Origin of the sequence: Pseudomonas rhizozeae, assembly GCF_031583775.1 — a bacterium.
GTDB lineage: Bacteria > Pseudomonadota > Gammaproteobacteria > Pseudomonadales > Pseudomonadaceae > Aquipseudomonas.
The window spans coordinates 21,553-36,996 of record NZ_JAVLSB010000020.1 but is presented as its reverse complement, the minus strand read 5'-3'; the positions used below and the strand labels follow the sequence as shown (position 1 = coordinate 36,996).

Annotated in this window: 12 protein-coding genes; 10 read left to right on the top strand and 2 right to left on the bottom strand. The window is 59.2% G+C overall.

Annotated elements, in window-relative coordinates; genetic code table 11:
* The first annotated feature begins 49 nt into the window (after positions 1 to 49).
* Positions 50 to 418 (top strand): hypothetical protein, encoded by a 369-nt coding sequence (locus RG836_RS04005; RefSeq protein ID WP_310843404.1) that lies wholly within the window; start codon positions 50 to 52, stop codon positions 416 to 418.
* A gap of 85 nt (positions 419 to 503) precedes the next feature.
* On the opposite strand, the gene RG836_RS04000 is transcribed toward RG836_RS04005, so the two are convergent.
* On the bottom strand, positions 504 to 2,093 hold the full coding sequence (locus RG836_RS04000; protein WP_310843495.1) for a glycoside hydrolase family 17 protein: 1,590 nt from the start codon (positions 2,091 to 2,093) through the stop codon (positions 504 to 506).
* 288 nt (positions 2,094 to 2,381) lie between these two features.
* On the opposite strand from RG836_RS04000, the gene RG836_RS03995 reads away from it, so the two are divergent.
* The 3 genes from RG836_RS03995 to RG836_RS03985 all read left to right on the top strand — a co-directional run bounded on the left by RG836_RS03995 (position 2,382) and on the right by RG836_RS03985 (position 5,460).
* Positions 2,382 to 3,233, top strand: a complete 852-nt coding sequence (locus RG836_RS03995) for a glycine betaine ABC transporter substrate-binding protein (RefSeq protein WP_310843402.1) — start codon at positions 2,382 to 2,384, stop codon at positions 3,231 to 3,233.
* Positions 3,234 to 3,493: 260 nt separating this feature from the next.
* On the top strand, positions 3,494 to 3,805 hold the full coding sequence (locus RG836_RS03990) for a DUF485 domain-containing protein (RefSeq protein WP_310843400.1): 312 nt from the start codon (positions 3,494 to 3,496) through the stop codon (positions 3,803 to 3,805).
* Positions 3,802 to 5,460, top strand: coding sequence for a cation acetate symporter (locus RG836_RS03985; RefSeq protein ID WP_310843398.1), 1,659 nt, complete (start codon positions 3,802 to 3,804; stop codon positions 5,458 to 5,460). The genes RG836_RS03990 and RG836_RS03985 overlap by 4 nt, the downstream gene beginning before the upstream one ends.
* 690 nt (positions 5,461 to 6,150) lie before the next feature.
* On the opposite strand, the gene gltA is transcribed toward RG836_RS03985, so the two are convergent.
* On the bottom strand, positions 6,151 to 7,440 hold the full coding sequence (gene gltA / locus RG836_RS03980; protein ID WP_310843397.1) for a citrate synthase: 1,290 nt from the start codon (positions 7,438 to 7,440) through the stop codon (positions 6,151 to 6,153).
* Positions 7,441 to 7,801: 361 nt separating this feature from the next.
* Between gltA and sdhC the strand changes: the two genes are divergently transcribed.
* From sdhC to odhB, 6 genes are all read left to right on the top strand, one after another.
* Entirely contained in the window at positions 7,802 to 8,176 is a 375-nt protein-coding gene (gene sdhC / locus RG836_RS03975) for a succinate dehydrogenase, cytochrome b556 subunit (RefSeq protein WP_310843396.1), read from the top strand.
* Positions 8,170 to 8,538: a succinate dehydrogenase, hydrophobic membrane anchor protein gene (sdhD, locus tag RG836_RS03970; protein ID WP_007919900.1), complete on the top strand. Its 369-nt coding sequence runs from the start codon at positions 8,170 to 8,172 to the stop codon at positions 8,536 to 8,538. Before sdhC ends, sdhD begins: the two co-directional genes overlap by 7 nt.
* A gap of 3 nt (positions 8,539 to 8,541) precedes the next feature.
* Positions 8,542 to 10,314 (top strand): succinate dehydrogenase flavoprotein subunit, encoded by a 1,773-nt coding sequence (gene sdhA, locus RG836_RS03965; RefSeq protein WP_310843395.1) that lies wholly within the window; start codon positions 8,542 to 8,544, stop codon positions 10,312 to 10,314.
* 11 nt (positions 10,315 to 10,325) lie between these two features.
* Positions 10,326 to 11,030: a succinate dehydrogenase iron-sulfur subunit gene (locus RG836_RS03960; protein WP_008063297.1), complete on the top strand. Its 705-nt coding sequence runs from the start codon at positions 10,326 to 10,328 to the stop codon at positions 11,028 to 11,030.
* A gap of 261 nt (positions 11,031 to 11,291) precedes the next feature.
* Positions 11,292 to 14,123: a 2-oxoglutarate dehydrogenase E1 component gene (locus RG836_RS03955; RefSeq protein ID WP_310843392.1), complete on the top strand. Its 2,832-nt coding sequence runs from the start codon at positions 11,292 to 11,294 to the stop codon at positions 14,121 to 14,123.
* Positions 14,124 to 14,167: 44 nt separating this feature from the next.
* Complete coding sequence (gene odhB / locus RG836_RS03950) at positions 14,168 to 15,403, top strand: 2-oxoglutarate dehydrogenase complex dihydrolipoyllysine-residue succinyltransferase (RefSeq protein ID WP_310843391.1); 1,236 nt, start codon at positions 14,168 to 14,170, stop codon at positions 15,401 to 15,403.
* Positions 15,404 to 15,444 lie beyond the last annotated feature (41 nt).

Here is a 15,444-nt window from a genome sequence, read left to right as displayed (position 1 = left end):
GCTCGCGGCGGATTAAGCTGGGCGGCGTTTTGGCCCTTTGGAGTGTGTCATGTCCCGCCGTTTGCCCGTGATCTTGCTGCTGATTCTCCTGCCGTTGTGGCTGGCCGCCAGCTATGGCGCACGTTATGGCTTTATGGAGGATGCGCAGTGGGTTGGCGTGTGCGCGGACGACGCGGCGCGCTGGGAATGCCTGGTACGCGCCAATCTGGGGCTGATGATTCATTTCCAGGTGTTGGGCTGGGCGGCATTGCTGACAGCATTGCTCAGTTTCGTGGTGCCGGGCCGCGCAGGCTGGTGGCTGGCGGTGCTGGCGCTGGTGTTCGGCTGCCCGGCGCTCGCGTTGTACAACACGACCTTCGGGGTGTTTGCGGTGGTGATTGCGTGTTTGCGGCTAGTCCGGGCGTCCCGTCAGGCCTGATCAGAAGCCTTCGCGAGCAGGCTCGCTCATACGGCTCATGTAGAAGCGGGCTTGCCCGCGATAGGGCCAGTGAGAACGCTGAAAATCAACGAACCCGCAAACACCGCCATAACGCCACCACCATCAACCCGCTCACCAGCGCCCAGCCCCAGGCCTGCGGATTCTCTAGACCTTCGCGGAACAGTTGCGGGGCAATGCCGGCGCCGATGAAAAACGTCAGCAGGGCGATTTCGCGACGCGGTGCGTTCACCGGCCGGCACAGGTACACCAGCGCCGGCAGGATAAAGGCGACACTCGGGAAGCTGCGATAGCGCGGATCGAAGACCATTTCCAGCATCATCACCGCTGCGGCGAAACCGGCCACCGCCACCAGCCATCCGGCGCGACGCTCGAACCATTCGAAGGCCGCTGCCCGCCAGCCTTGGCGCGCGCTGAGGGTCAGCGCGGCATGGGCCAGCACCAGCACATTCAGAACCGTGAGCAAGCCGACCCACAGCCATTCACTGGCGAAACGCGTGGTGACCCGCGCCAGATCGCCCCAGGCGCCGATCGAGCACGCGGCGAGGGCGCCCAGCAGTGGCAACAGCAGCGCCGCTCGAGTGCTGCGGACGCGGCCACCGAGCAGCAAGGTGCCGAGGAAAAGCAGCCCGCCGACCGCCAGCCATTGCTGCCAGTACGGCACATTCGACACCGGGCCGGCGAGCACGCCTTTGTCCTGTCGATCAGCGTCGAACAAACCCCAGTAACCACCGACCGCGCCTTCGCTGGCGCGTTTCCAGGGTTGGTCGAAAGCTTCGATCAAGTTGTAGTGCCAGCCATTCTGTTCGGCCATGGCGACAAAACCGCGAATGAACTTGGCTTCGTTGACCCGGCTCGGCAGGGCGGTTTCCCGTTGGCGGCCCTCGCTTGGCCAGCCGGTCTCGCCGATCATCACGTCCTTGGGTGCAAAGCGATTGCCGAACACCTGGCGTACTTCGGCCACGTGTTGCAGTGCCGCGTCGATATTCGAAGGCTCATCTTCCCAGTACGGCAACAGGTGGATGGTCAGGAAATCCACCGCCGGGGCGATTTCCGGGTGCTGCAACCAGAATTCCCAGACATCGGCGTAAGTCACCGGTTGCTTGACCCGGGCCTTGACCTGGTTGATCAGCTTGGCCAGTTGCGCGCCGGTGACTTCTTTGCGCAGCAAGGTTTCATTGCCGACGATCACCGCCGTCACTACGTCAGCATTGGCGTTGGCCGAAGCGATCAGCAGTTCGACTTCCTTGGCGGTGTCCACCGGATTGCTATTGACCCAGGCGCCGATCATTAACTTCAAACCGTGTTTGCGCGCCAGGTCGGGCAGGGCGTCGAGGCCGGTCATGGAGTAGGTGCGAATGCATTCGAAGCGGGTGGCGAGCAGTGCGAGGTCGGCGTCCATGCGCTCGGGCCGCAACTTGAATGGCTGATCGAACGGCGATTGGTCTTTATCGAACGGCGTATAAGAGGCGCATTGCAGCTTGTGCGTGGCGCTGGCGACGTCGGGCAGGATCACCGGTTTGCCGAGGCCGTACCAGAAGCCGCCCAAGGCGAAGAGGCCAAGCGCGCAGGCGAAACAATAAGCCAGGAAAGGAAAGCGAGAAGTCGCGGACATGGGCAGGTCGTCTGACAGCAAAGCGCCGCATGTTACCTGTATTTGCACCCCGCTTGGGCCCTTGCATGGTTTTGACATGCAAAGTTCGGGCGGGAAACTCCCGGCTATTTAGTCGGCTCCCGGTTACTGGCGTTCTGATGTCGTTTCTCGTTGCATTGAGGTCGCTGGGAGAGCAGGTCGCGGTGGGCGTCAAGCCGATGATCAAGCCGTCAGTACTCCGCTGATGGTTTGAACCGGTTTTCGATGGGCGTGATGGGGGCGCCGTGCACCATAACAATACGTTGACGCCGCTCGGCATCCGTCGAGCGCAGCACTTTCGGGGAAGTAACGATGAAGATGCGACGACTTTTAGGCGCAGGTGCCGCTCTGGTGCTTGCGATGGGAACCACGCAGGCCTTCGCTGCGAAGGCAGCCGTCACCATCGGCTACGTCGACGGCTGGTCCGACAGTGTGGCGACCACTCACGTGGCAGCCGAAGTGATCAAGCAAAAGCTCGACTACGATGTGAAGCTGCAAGCGGTCGCGACCGGGATCATGTGGCAAGGCGTGGCCACCGGTAAGCTCGATGCCATGCTATCGGCCTGGTTGCCAGTGACCCACGGTGAGTACTGGACCAAGAACAAAGATCAGGTGGTCGATTACGGTCCTAACTTCAAGGACGCAAAAATCGGCTTGATCGTGCCGGAGTACGTCAAGGCTAAGAGCATCGAAGACCTCAAGACCGATGACAGCTTCAAGAATCGCATCGTCGGGATCGACGCTGGTTCGGGCGTGATGCTCAAGACCGACCAGGCGATCAAGGACTACGGTCTGGACAAATACACCCTCAAGGCCAGTTCCGGCGCCGGCATGATCGCCGAGCTGACCCGTGCCGAGAAGAAAGAAGAATCCATTGCCGTTACCGGTTGGGTGCCGCACTGGATGTTCGCCAAGTGGAAACTGCGCTTCCTCGACGACCCTAAGGGCGTTTATGGCGCAGCTGAAACCGTGAACAGCATCGGCAGCAAAGGCCTGGAAGCCAAGGCGCCGGAAGTGGCCAAGTTCCTGAAAAACTTCCAGTGGGCGTCGAAAGACGAAATCGGCGAAGTGATGCTGGCCATCCAGGACGGCGCCAAGCCTGACGCGGCGGCCAAGGCATGGGTGGCCAAACACCCTGAGCGCGTGGCCGAATGGATTAAATAACAGCAGAGGGCGCTATCCAGCTGCCCTGCGCTAAATGCTGTGGGAGCGAGCCCGCTCGCGAAGACGGACGCTCAGCCGACTTAAAAGTTGACTGATGCGCCGCCTTCGCGTGCAGGTCCGCTCCCACTTTTGTTTTGTGGATGCTGGAATTTGGCGATTCTGTCATGTCGTTCTAATACTAAGGTCGTCTGGAACCTGCCCCGCAGCCGCATAGAGTGGATACCGTTCCAACAATAATTTGTGCTGCGAGGATAAAAACAATGAACGACAGCATTTACCTCTCTATTCAGAACAGCCCGCGCTTCAAGGAGCTGGTTCGTAAAAGGGAAAGGTTCGCCTGGATTCTCTCGGCGATCATGCTTGGGTTGTACTCCGGATTCATTCTTCTGATTGCTTACGGGCCACAAGTGCTGGGGGCGAAGCTCAGCCCTGAGTCATCCATTACCTGGGGGATACCGATTGGAGTCGGTCTGATCATTTCGGCCTTCATCCTCACCGGGATCTACGTGCGACGTGCCAACGGCGAGTTCGACGACCTGAACAATGCGATTCTCAAGGAGGCTCAGCAATGATCCGGCGTCTAATGGCTCTATTGAGCATTGCAGCATTTGCCCCTGGGGCCTGGGCGGCTGACGCCCTGACCGGCGCCGTGGCAAAGCAACCACTGAACGTGGCGGCGATCCTGATGTTCGTGGCGTTCGTCGGCGCAACCTTGTACATCACGTACTGGGCCTCGAAGAAAAACAACTCGGCGGCCGACTACTATGCGGCCGGCGGCAAGATCACCGGTTTCCAGAACGGTCTGGCGATTGCCGGCGACTACATGTCTGCGGCGTCTTTCCTGGGTATTTCCGCCCTGGTGTTCACCTCCGGCTACGACGGCCTGATCTACTCGATCGGCTTCCTGGTGGGCTGGCCGATCATTCTGTTCCTGATCGCCGAACGCCTGCGTAACCTGGGTAAATACACCTTTGCCGACGTGGCGTCCTACCGCCTCGGGCAAACCCAGATCCGCTCGCTGTCCGCCTGCGGTTCGCTGGTGGTGGTGGCGTTCTACCTGATCGCGCAAATGGTCGGTGCCGGCAAGCTGATTCAGCTGCTGTTCGGCCTCGATTACCACGTTGCGGTGATCCTGGTGGGTATCCTGATGTGCCTGTACGTGCTGTTCGGCGGCATGCTGGCGACGACCTGGGTACAGATCATCAAGGCAGTGCTATTGCTGTCCGGTGCCTCGTTCATGGCGCTGATGGTGATGAAGCACGTTAACTTCGACTTCAACATGCTGTTCTCCGAGGCGATCAAGGTTCACCCTAAAGGTGAAGCGATCATGAGCCCGGGCGGCTTGGTGAAAGATCCGATCTCGGCATTCTCCCTTGGCCTGGCACTGATGTTCGGTACCGCTGGCCTGCCGCACATCCTGATGCGCTTCTTCACCGTCAGCGACGCGAAAGAAGCGCGTAAGAGCGTGCTGTACGCAACTGGCTTCATCGGCTATTTCTACATCCTGACTTTCATCATCGGCTTCGGCGCGATCCTGCTGGTCAGCACCAACCCGGCCTTCAAAGACGCGGCTGGCGCGCTGTTGGGCGGCAACAACATGGCGGCGGTGCACCTGGCCAACGCGGTGGGTGGCAGTATCTTCCTGGGCTTCATCTCGGCGGTAGCCTTCGCGACCATCCTCGCGGTCGTGGCGGGTCTGACCCTGGCCGGTGCTTCGGCGGTGTCTCACGACCTGTACGCCAGTGTGATCAAGAAGGGCAAGGCCAACGAGAAGGACGAGATTCGCGTCTCGAAAATCACCACCATCGCTCTGGCAGTATTGGCGATTGGCCTGGGCATCCTGTTCGAAAGCCAGAACATTGCGTTCATGGTCGGCCTGGCATTCTCGATCGCGGCCAGCTGTAACTTCCCGGTGCTGCTGCTTTCCATGTACTGGAAGAAGCTGACTACCCGTGGAGCGATGATTGGCGGCTGGCTGGGTCTGGTCAGCGCCGTGGGCCTGATGATCCTTGGCCCAACCATCTGGGTGCAGATTCTGCATCATGAGAAGGCGATTTTCCCTTACGAGTACCCGGCGTTGTTCTCGATGATTATTGCGTTTGTCGGGATCTGGTTCTTCTCGATTACCGATAAGTCGGCGGCCGGTGCGAATGAGCGGGCGTTGTTCTTCCCGCAGTTTGTGCGTTCGCAGACGGGGTTGGGGGCGAGTGGGGCGGTTTCTCACTGATTGCTTTTGATCGGATGTAAGCGGTAAAAGGGAAATGCCCTGGTTGAGAGACTGGGGCATTTTTTTGTCTTGGGGTTTGGGTGGTGTGTATATCCGTTGCTGCGGTAACGGCGGCTTAGGGTTGCGCCCTTACGGCGCCTCACTTTTTTCAAACGACAAAAAAGTAAGCAAAAAGTCTCGCCCCTGACGTACGGCCCCTCGCCTAGGCTCGGCGTATCTTCGCTCCGGCATTCATCCGGGGGCATTGCCCTCCGGTTGGCTTCGCTGCACCTACATGCAATGAGCCCGACTGCGTCGTGCGGCGCTTCGCGCCAATCCCCGGATAAACGCCTCCACTCAGCCTCCCGACGGGGCGGGTGGATCAAAAGCCAGATCAAGATCAAAAGCGCGGCGAGCTGACACTCGGCCTGATGGTATACGCAATTATTGCGGACACCTCCGCCCCCTGTGGGAGCTGCGGTGCGACGATTCGACTTGCCAGCGATGGCGGCCTTATAGCAAACCAACCCCTGCCAGATGTACCCAAATCCAAACTGTGGCAACTAGCCCGCTCCGGGCGGGGTTCCGACGAAGGGGTGACGTAAGGCAACACGTCTCCCTTTGTTAATCAGTCCCCCAAAAACAAAAACGGCCGCTATATAAATAGAGGCCGTTCCCGGTTCCAGCTAAAACCCTACTGCAAGACGTTTGTTACTTGCGGTCTTCCAGTTTGGTGATGTCGCGCGACTCGTAGCCGGTGTACAGCTGGCGCGGACGGCCGATTTTGTACGGGCTGGAGAGCATTTCTTTCCAGTGCGAGATCCAGCCGACGGTCCGCGCCAGGGCGAAGATTACGGTGAACATGCTGGTTGGAATGCCGATCGCCTTGAGGATGATGCCCGAGTAGAAGTCGACGTTCGGGTACAGCGAGCGTTCGATGAAGTACGGGTCAGTCAGGGCGATCTCTTCCAGGCGCATGGCCAGTTCGAGTTGTGGGTCGTTGTTGATGCCCAGTTCTTTCAGTACTTCGTCGCAGGTCTGCTTCATTACGGTGGCGCGTGGGTCGCGGTTTTTGTAAACGCGGTGACCGAAGCCCATCAGTTTGAACGGATCGTTCTTGTCCTTGGCCTTGGCGATGAATTTGTCGATGTTCGAGACATCGCCAATTTCGTCCAGCATGGTCAGCACTGCTTCGTTCGCGCCGCCGTGGGCAGGACCCCACAGTGCAGCGATGCCGGCCGCGATGCAGGCGAACGGGTTGGCGCCCGAGGAGCCGGCCAGGCGAACGGTGGAGGTCGATGCGTTTTGCTCGTGGTCGGCATGGAGGATGAAGATCCGGTCCATGGCCTTGGCGAGTACCGGGCTGATCGGTTTGATCTCGCACGGGGTGTTGAACATCATGTGCAGGAAGTTTTCCGCATACGACAGGTCGTTGCGCGGGTACATCATGGGTTGGCCCATGGAGTACTTGTAAACCATCGCTGCCAGGGTTGGCATCTTGGCCACGAGACGGACCGCGGAGATTTCGCGGTGCTGCGGGTTATTGATGTCCAGGGAGTCGTGGTAGAAGGCCGAGAGGGCGCCGACTACGCCGCACATGACGGCCATCGGGTGGGCGTCGCGACGGAAGCCGTTGAAGAAGGTTTTCAGCTGCTCGTGAACCATGGTGTGGTTTTTCACGGTGCTGACGAACTGGGCCTTCTGTTCTGCGGTCGGCAGTTCGCCGTTGAGCAGCAGGTAGCAGGTTTCCAGGTAGTCCGACTTTTCAGCCAGCTGTTCGATCGGGTAGCCGCGGTGCAGCAGGATGCCGTTGTCACCGTCGATGTAGGTAATCTTCGACTCGCAAGAGGCGGTCGACATGAAGCCCGGGTCAAAGGTGAAGCGGCCCGTGGCCGTGAGGCCCCGAACATCGATTACATCGGGACCAACGGTGCCGGTTAAAATGGGCAGCTCGACGGGGGCTGCGCCCTCGATGATCAACTGCGCTTTTTTGTCAGCCATGTGGCCTCCTATTTATGCTTGAAATCATCAGACAGACCCCCCACGCAGGGCCCGCACCACTATAGTGAGATAAATCCGAATGTCAATTTGCCTAAAGTCTTGCTCCAGAAGGCTTTAACCGTACTTTTTCCTCGAAATTGACTGCCATTTACGCCTTTTATACGACTTGTGCAATGAGCTATTAGGGGAAGGTGAACGCGTTGTCATTAGTAGCCTAACTGTCTATACTCGGCCACCGACCGCCAGGGGCTTTTGGGCCTGCTTCGCTGGGGGTCGCATCCCTGGGTGGTGAGACCTGACCAGTGCACTCCCCAACAACTTTGCCCTGATTGTTAGGGGCTCTTCAGTGTGAAAAAAAGCCGTGAAAAGCCAACGACCTGTAAACCTAGACCTAAGGACCATCAAACTCCCCATCACCGGCGTTACGTCGTTTCTTCACCGTGTTTCCGGCATCATTCTCTTCCTGGGCCTCGGCTTCATGCTTTATGCATTGGGCAAATCCCTGGGTTCCGAGGAAGGTTTCGCCGACGTGAAGGCAACCTTGACCAGTCCGCTGGCCAAGTTCGTAGCATGGGGTCTCTTGTCTTCCCTGCTGTATCACCTGGTTGCCGGCGTGCGCCATTTGATCATGGACATGGGCATCGGTGAGACGCTGGAAGGCGGCAAGCTGGGCTCGAAAATCATTATCGCCGTGTCTGCGGTGTTGATCGTTCTGGCGGGAGTTTGGATATGGTAACCAGCGTTACGAACCTGTCGCGTTCAGGCCTTTATGACTGGATGGCACAGCGTGTGTCTGCGGTCGTTCTCGCGGCTTATTTCATCTTCCTGATCGGGTACCTCGCAGCGAACCCAGGCATTGGCTACGACCAGTGGCATGGCCTGTTCGCCCACAACGGGATGCGTATCTTCAGTCTGCTGGCCCTTGTGGCCCTGGGCGCTCACGCCTGGGTTGGCATGTGGACCATCGCGACCGACTACCTCACGCCGATGGCGCTGGGCAAGTCCGCGACCGCAGTACGTTTCCTTTTCCAGGCTGTATGCGGCATTGCGATGTTCGCCTACTTCGTCTGGGGTGTGCAGATTCTCTGGGGTATCTGATTCATGGCTAACATTCCAACGATTTCTTTCGACGCCATCATCATTGGTGGTGGCGGTGCCGGCATGCGCGCAGCGCTGCAACTGGCACAAGGCGGTCACAAGACTGCCGTGATCACCAAGGTGTTCCCGACCCGTTCGCACACCGTGTCCGCCCAGGGCGGCATCACCTGCGCCATCGCTTCGGCCGACCCGAACGATGACTGGCGCTGGCACATGTACGATACCGTCAAGGGTTCCGACTACATCGGTGACCAGGACGCTATCGAATACATGTGTCAGGAAGGTCCGGCTGCTGTGTTCGAACTCGACCACATGGGCCTGCCGTTCTCCCGTACCGAGCAGGGCCGTATCTACCAGCGTCCATTCGGCGGTCAGTCGAAGGATTACGGTAAAGGTGGCCAGGCTGCCCGTACCTGCGCCGCGTCCGACCGCACCGGTCACGCACTGCTGCACACCCTTTATCAGGGCAACCTGAAAGCCGGCACCACCTTCCTGAACGAGTACTACGCTGTTGATCTGGTGAAGAACCAGGATGGCGCGTTCGTCGGTGTGATCGCGATCTGCATCGAAACCGGTGAAACCAGCTACATCCGCGCCAAGGCCACCGTTCTGGCAACTGGCGGTGCGGGCCGTATCTACGCTTCCACCACCAACGCCCTGATCAATACCGGTGACGGTATCGGCATGGCGCTGCGCGCTGGCGTTCCGGTGCAAGACATCGAAATGTGGCAGTTCCACCCGACCGGCATCGCCGGCGCCGGTGTTCTGGTAACCGAAGGTTGCCGTGGTGAAGGTGGTTACCTGATCAACAAGCACGGCGAGCGTTTCATGGAGCGTTACGCTCCGAACGCCAAAGACCTTGCCGGTCGTGACGTTGTGGCCCGTTCGATGGTTAAAGAGATCCTGGCCGGTAACGGCTGCGGTCCTAATGGCGACCACGTGATGCTCAAACTCGACCACTTGGGCGAGGAAGTGCTGCACAGCCGTCTGCCAGGCATCTGCGAACTCTCCAAGACCTTCGCTCACGTTGACCCGGTTGTCGCTCCGGTTCCGGTTGTTCCGACTTGCCACTACATGATGGGCGGCGTGCCGACCAACATTCATGGCCAGGCGATCACCCAGGACGCCGACGGCGTCGACACCATCATCCACGGTCTGTTCGCGGTCGGTGAAGTGGCGTGCGTATCGGTTCACGGCGCCAACCGTCTGGGCGGCAACTCGTTGCTCGACCTGGTGGTCTTCGGTCGTGCTGCCGGCCTGCACCTGGAAAAAGCTCTGACTGACGGCATCGAATACGATGACGCCACCGACGCTGATATCACCGCAGCCCTGTCGCGCCTGTCCGCTCTGAACGAGCGTACCGATGGCGAAGACGTGGCTACCCTGCGTCGCGAACTGCAAAGCTGCATGCAGAACTACTTCGGTGTGTTCCGTACCGGCGAATACATGCAGAAGGGCATTGCCCAGTTGGCCGACCTGCGCGTGCGCATCGCCAACGTCAAGATCAACGACAAATCGCAGGCGTTCAACACCGCCCGTATCGAAGCGCTGGAACTGCAGAACCTGCTGGAAGTGGCCGAAGCCACTGCCATCGCTGCCGAAGTGCGCAAAGAGTCCCGCGGCGCTCACGCCCGTGAAGACTTCGAAGATCGCGACGACGAAAACTGGCTGTGCCACACCCTGTTCTTCCCGGGTGACAAGCGCGTGGCCAAGCGTGCCGTGAACTTCTCGCCGAAAACTGTTCCGACTTTTGAACCTAAGATTCGGACTTATTAAGGGTGGCCGCCATGTTGCAAGTCAGTGTTTATCGTTACAACCCTGATCAGGACGCTGCGCCGTTCATGCAGGAATTCCAGGTCGATACCGGTGGTAAAGACCTGATGGTGCTGGACGTGCTGGCCCTGATCAAAGAGCAGGACGAGGGTTTCTCCTATCGTCGCTCCTGCCGTGAAGGCGTTTGCGGTTCCGACGGCATGAACATCAACGGCAAGAACGGCCTGGCCTGCGTCACGCCGCTGTCGGCTGTCGTAAAAGGCAACAAGTTGATCGTTCGTCCGCTGCCAGGTTTGCCGGTTATCCGTGACCTGGTCGTCGATATGAGCATCTTCTACAAGCAATACGAGAAGGTGAAGCCTTACCTGCAGAACGACACGCCGGCTCCGGCCATCGAGCGTCTGCAGTCCCCGGAAGAGCGCGAAAAGCTCGACGGTCTGTACGAGTGCATCCTGTGCGCTTGCTGCTCGACCTCTTGCCCGTCCTTCTGGTGGAACCCGGACAAGTTCCTGGGTCCAGCTGCGCTGCTGCAAGCTTATCGCTTCCTGGCAGACAGCCGTGACACCAAGACGTCCGAGCGTCTGGCTTCGCTGGATGATCCGTTCAGCGTCTTCCGCTGCCGCGGCATCATGAACTGCGTCAACGTATGTCCGAAGGGCCTGAACCCGACTAAGGCCATCGGTCACATCCGTAACATGCTGCTCTCGAGCGGCGTTTGATTCAGCGGCTGTACCGGTAACATCGCTGCACCGTACAAGCCGAGGCGCGGGCTTCAACCCGCGTCCTGGCTATAACCAGAGCAGCAGCCCATAAAGCTGCCGCTCTTATTTTGAAGAAATGAGACAAGCAGGGGCATCCGGGCTGGTACCCGGACTATCAGCGTGATCCTAAGTGGCTTGTTTTGGTCGCTGCATTCGGACTTCTGCAAGTGTGCTCGGTGTCGACGCCGATGGTGTTCCCCTAACCGAGGGTGACCAAGCATGCAAGAAAGCGTGATGCAGCGCATGTGGAACAGCGCCTACCTGTCCGGTAGTAACGCTGCCTATGTGGAAGAGCTCTACGAGCTCTACCTGCACGACCCTAACGCTGTGCCAGAAGAGTGGCGCAACTACTTTCAGAAGTTGCCAACAGAAGGCAACTCTGCCATCGATGTTTCGCACTCGACGATTCGCGATCATTTCGTGCTGCTGGCAAAGAACCAGCGCCGCGCCCAACCGGTTTCCGCCGGCAGCGTGAGCAGTGAGCACGAGAAGAAGCAAGTTGAAGTGCTGCGATTGATCCAGGCCTACCGTATGCGTGGCCACCAGGCAGCCCAGCTTGACCCGCTGGGGCTGTGGCAGCGTCCTGCACCTGCAGACCTGTCGATCAATCATTACGGCTTGACCAATGCCGATCTTGATACGACCTTCCGTGCCGGCGACCTGTTCATCGGCAAAGAGGAGGCGAGCCTACGCGAAATTCACGAAGCGTTGCAGCAGACATATTGCCGCACCATCGGCGCTGAATTCACGCACATCACCGATTCCGAGCAGCGCCAGTGGTTCCAGCAGCGTCTGGAAAGCGTACGCGGCCGTCCGACGTATTCCGCCGAGATCAAGAGCCACTTGCTCGAGCGCGTGACCGCCGGTGAAGGCCTGGAAAAATACCTGGGTACCAAATACCCGGGCACCAAGCGTTTTGGCCTGGAAGGCGGCGAGAGCCTGATTCCGATGCTCGACGAGCTGATCCAGCGTTCCGGTTCCTACGGCACCAAGGAAATCGTCATTGGCATGGCCCACCGTGGCCGCCTGAATGTGCTGGTCAACACCTTCGGCAAGAACCCGCGCGAGCTGTTCGACGAGTTCGAAGGCAAGAAGAAGGTCGAGCTGGGTTCCGGTGACGTTAAATACCACCAGGGCTTCTCGTCCAACGTGATGACGACCGGCGGCGAAGTCCACCTGGCCATGGCGTTCAACCCGTCCCACCTGGAAATCGTTTCGCCGGTGGTCGAGGGTTCGGTTCGCGCCCGTCAGGATCGTCGTAACGACCCGACCGGTGAAAAAGTCCTGCCGATTTCCATCCACGGTGACGCAGCGATCGCTGGTCAGGGCGTGGTCATGGAAACCTTCCAGATGTCGCAGACCCGCGGTTTCAAAACCGGCGGTACCGTGCATATCGTGATCAACAACCAGGTTGGTTTCACCATCAGCAACCCGCTGGACGCGCGCTCCACCGAGTACGCGACCGACGTGGCGAAGATGATCCAGGCGCCGATCCTCCATGTGAATGGCGATGACCCGGAAGCCGTGCTGTTCGTGACCCAGTTGGCCATCGATTACCGCATGCAGTTCAAGCGTGACGTCGTGGTCGACATGTTCTGCTACCGTCGTCGTGGCCACAACGAGGCCGACGAGCCTAGCGGCACCCAGCCTCTGATGTATCAGCAGATCACCAAACAGCGCACTACCCGTGAGCTGTATGCCGATCATTTGACCCAGAGCGGTGTGCTCGACGCGGAACGTGTTCAGGCGAAAGTCGACGAATATCGCAACGCGCTGGACAACGGTCTGCACGTCGTAAAAAGCCTGGTCAAAGAGCCGAACAAAGAGTTGTTCGTGGACTGGCGTCCGTATCTGGGCCACGCCTGGACCGCACGTCACGACACCCGTTTCGACCTCAAGACCTTGCAGGAACTGTCCGCCAAGCTGCTGGAAATTCCAGAAGGCTTCGTGGTCCAGCGCCAGGTTTCGAAGATCTACGAAGACCGGCAGAAAATGCAAGCCGGCGGCCTGCCGATTAACTGGGGTTACGCCGAAACCATGGCGTACGCGACCCTGGCGTTCGAAGGTCACCCGATTCGCATGACCGGTCAGGACATCGGCCGCGGTACCTTCTCGCACCGTCACGCCGTGTTGCACAACCAGAAAGACGCCGGTACCTACGTGCCGCTGCAGAACCTCTATAAAGGCCAGCCACGTTTCGACCTGTACGATTCGTTCCTGTCCGAGGAAGCGGTTCTGGCATTCGAATACGGTTACTCGACCACCGAGCCAAATGCGCTGGTGATCTGGGAAGCCCAGTTCGGCGACTTTGCCAACGGCGCGCAAGTGGTCATCGACCAGTTCATCACCAGCGGCGAGCACAAGTGGGGCCGTCTGTGCGGTCTGACCATGCTGTTGCCGCACGGTTACGAAGGTCAGGGCCCTGAGCACTCCTCGGCGCGTCTGGAGCGTTACCTGCAATTGTGCGCCGAGCACAACATTCAGGTGTGCTTGCCAACCACGCCGGCGCAGATTTACCACTTGCTGCGCCGTCAGGTGATTCGTCCGCTGCGCAAGCCGCTGGTCGTGCTCACGCCGAAGTCGTTGCTGCGCCACAAGCTGGCCATCTCGACGCTCGAAGACCTGGCCGAAGGTTCGTTCCAGACCGTGATCCCGGAAATCGACGTACTGGACCCGAAAAAGGTCGAGCGTCTGGTTCTGTGCAGCGGCAAGGTCTACTACGACCTGCTGGAAAAACGCCGTGCCGAAGGTCGTGATGACATCGCCATCGTGCGGATCGAGCAGTTGTACCCATTCCCTGAGGACGACTTGAACGAAGTCCTGGCTCCTTACACCAACCTCAAACATATCGTTTGGTGTCAGGAAGAGCCGATGAACCAGGGTGCCTGGTACTGCAGCCAGCACCACATGCGCCGTATCGTTGGTAATCACAACAAGTCTCTCGTACTCGAGTACGCGGGCCGTGATGCCTCCGCCGCACCTGCTTGTGGTTATGCATCGATGCACGCTGAGCAGCAGGAAAAACTGCTGCAAGACGCCTTTACTGTTTAACGCCTTCGCGCTGACTGAAACCGAATTTTAAGGACCCACAGATAATGGCTATCGAAATCAAAGCCCCGTCATTCCCGGAATCGGTTGCCGATGGCACCGTTGCCACCTGGCACAAGAAACCAGGCGACGCCGTAAAGCGTGACGACCTGATCGTTGACATCGAGACCGACAAAGTCGTGCTCGAAGTGTTGGCCGAAGCTGACGGCGTACTGGGCGCAATCGTTGCCGAAGAGGGCGCTACCGTTCTGTCCAACCAGGTACTGGGCTCGATCGAAGAGGGCGGTGCTGCCGCCGCCGCTCCGGCCGCTGCCGCTGCACCAGCAGCAGCTCCGGCCGCCGCACAGGCTGCCGCGCCTGCCGCCGATGGCGAAGACGATCCTGTCGCTGCCCCGGCTGCCCGCAAACTGGCTGAGGAAAACGGCATCAACATCGCTTCCGTTGCCGGCACCGGCAAGGGCGGTCGTGTGACCAAGGAAGACGTGGTGGCTGCTGTTGCCGCGAAGAAAGCTGCGCCGGCCGCCGCGCCTGCCAAGGCTGCTGCTCCTGCTGCTTCCGCTCCAGTGTTCGCCGCCGGTGACCGCGTTGAAAAACGCGTGCCAATGACCCGTCTGCGCGCCAAGGTTGCCGAGCGTCTGGTTGAAGCTCAATCGAACATGGCCATGCTGACCACCTTCAACGAAGTCGACATGACCGAAGTCATGGCCCTGCGCTCGAAGTACAAAGACCTGTTCGAGAAGTCCCACAACGGCGTGCGCTTGGGCTTCATGTCGTTCTTCGTCAAGGCTGCCACCGAAGCGCTGAAACGCTTCCCGGCCGTCAACGCATCGATCGACGGTGCTGACATCGTTTACCACGGCTATGCGGACATCGGTGTTGCCGTTTCCAGCGACCGCGGTCTGGTGGTTCCGGTTCTGCGTAACGCCGAGCTGATGAGCCTGGCTGAAATCGAAGGCGGCATCGCCACCTTCGGCAAGAAAGCCAAAGACGGCAAACTGTCGATGGACGAAATGACCGGCGGTACGTTCACCATCACCAACGGTGGTACTTTCGGTTCCATGATGTCGACCCCGATCGTCAACCCGCCACAAGCGGCCATCCTGGGCATGCACAACATTCTGCAGCGTCCTATGGCGATCAACGGTCAAGTCGTGATCCGTCCAATGATGTATCTGGCCCTGTCCTACGATCACCGTCTGATCGATGGCAAGGAAGCCGTAACCTTCCTGGTAACCATCAAGAACCTGCTGGAAGACCCGGCTCGTCTGCTGCTGGATATCTGATAGGAGCAGCGGCAAGTTTCGAGCTGCAAGCTGCAAGAGAT

What these genes read in the sequence shown, in the direction of transcription:
- RG836_RS04005 (WP_310843404.1), top strand. Translation starts at nt 50, where the DNA reads ATGTCCCGCCGTTTGCCCGTGATCTTGCTGCTGATTCTCCTGCCGTTG.
- RG836_RS03995 (WP_310843402.1), top strand. Translation starts at nt 2,382, where the DNA reads ATGAAGATGCGACGACTTTTAGGCGCAGGTGCCGCTCTGGTGCTTGCG.
- RG836_RS03990 (WP_310843400.1), top strand. Translation starts at nt 3,494, where the DNA reads ATGAACGACAGCATTTACCTCTCTATTCAGAACAGCCCGCGCTTCAAG.
- RG836_RS03985 (WP_310843398.1), top strand. Translation starts at nt 3,802, where the DNA reads ATGATCCGGCGTCTAATGGCTCTATTGAGCATTGCAGCATTTGCCCCT.
- gltA (WP_310843397.1), bottom strand. Translation starts at nt 7,440, where the DNA reads ATGGCTGACAAAAAAGCGCAGTTGATCATCGAGGGCGCAGCCCCCGTC.
- sdhD (WP_007919900.1), top strand. Translation starts at nt 8,170, where the DNA reads ATGGTAACCAGCGTTACGAACCTGTCGCGTTCAGGCCTTTATGACTGG.
- sdhA (WP_310843395.1), top strand. Translation starts at nt 8,542, where the DNA reads ATGGCTAACATTCCAACGATTTCTTTCGACGCCATCATCATTGGTGGT.
- RG836_RS03960 (WP_008063297.1), top strand. Translation starts at nt 10,326, where the DNA reads ATGTTGCAAGTCAGTGTTTATCGTTACAACCCTGATCAGGACGCTGCG.
- RG836_RS03955 (WP_310843392.1), top strand. Translation starts at nt 11,292, where the DNA reads ATGCAAGAAAGCGTGATGCAGCGCATGTGGAACAGCGCCTACCTGTCC.
- odhB (WP_310843391.1), top strand. Translation starts at nt 14,168, where the DNA reads ATGGCTATCGAAATCAAAGCCCCGTCATTCCCGGAATCGGTTGCCGAT.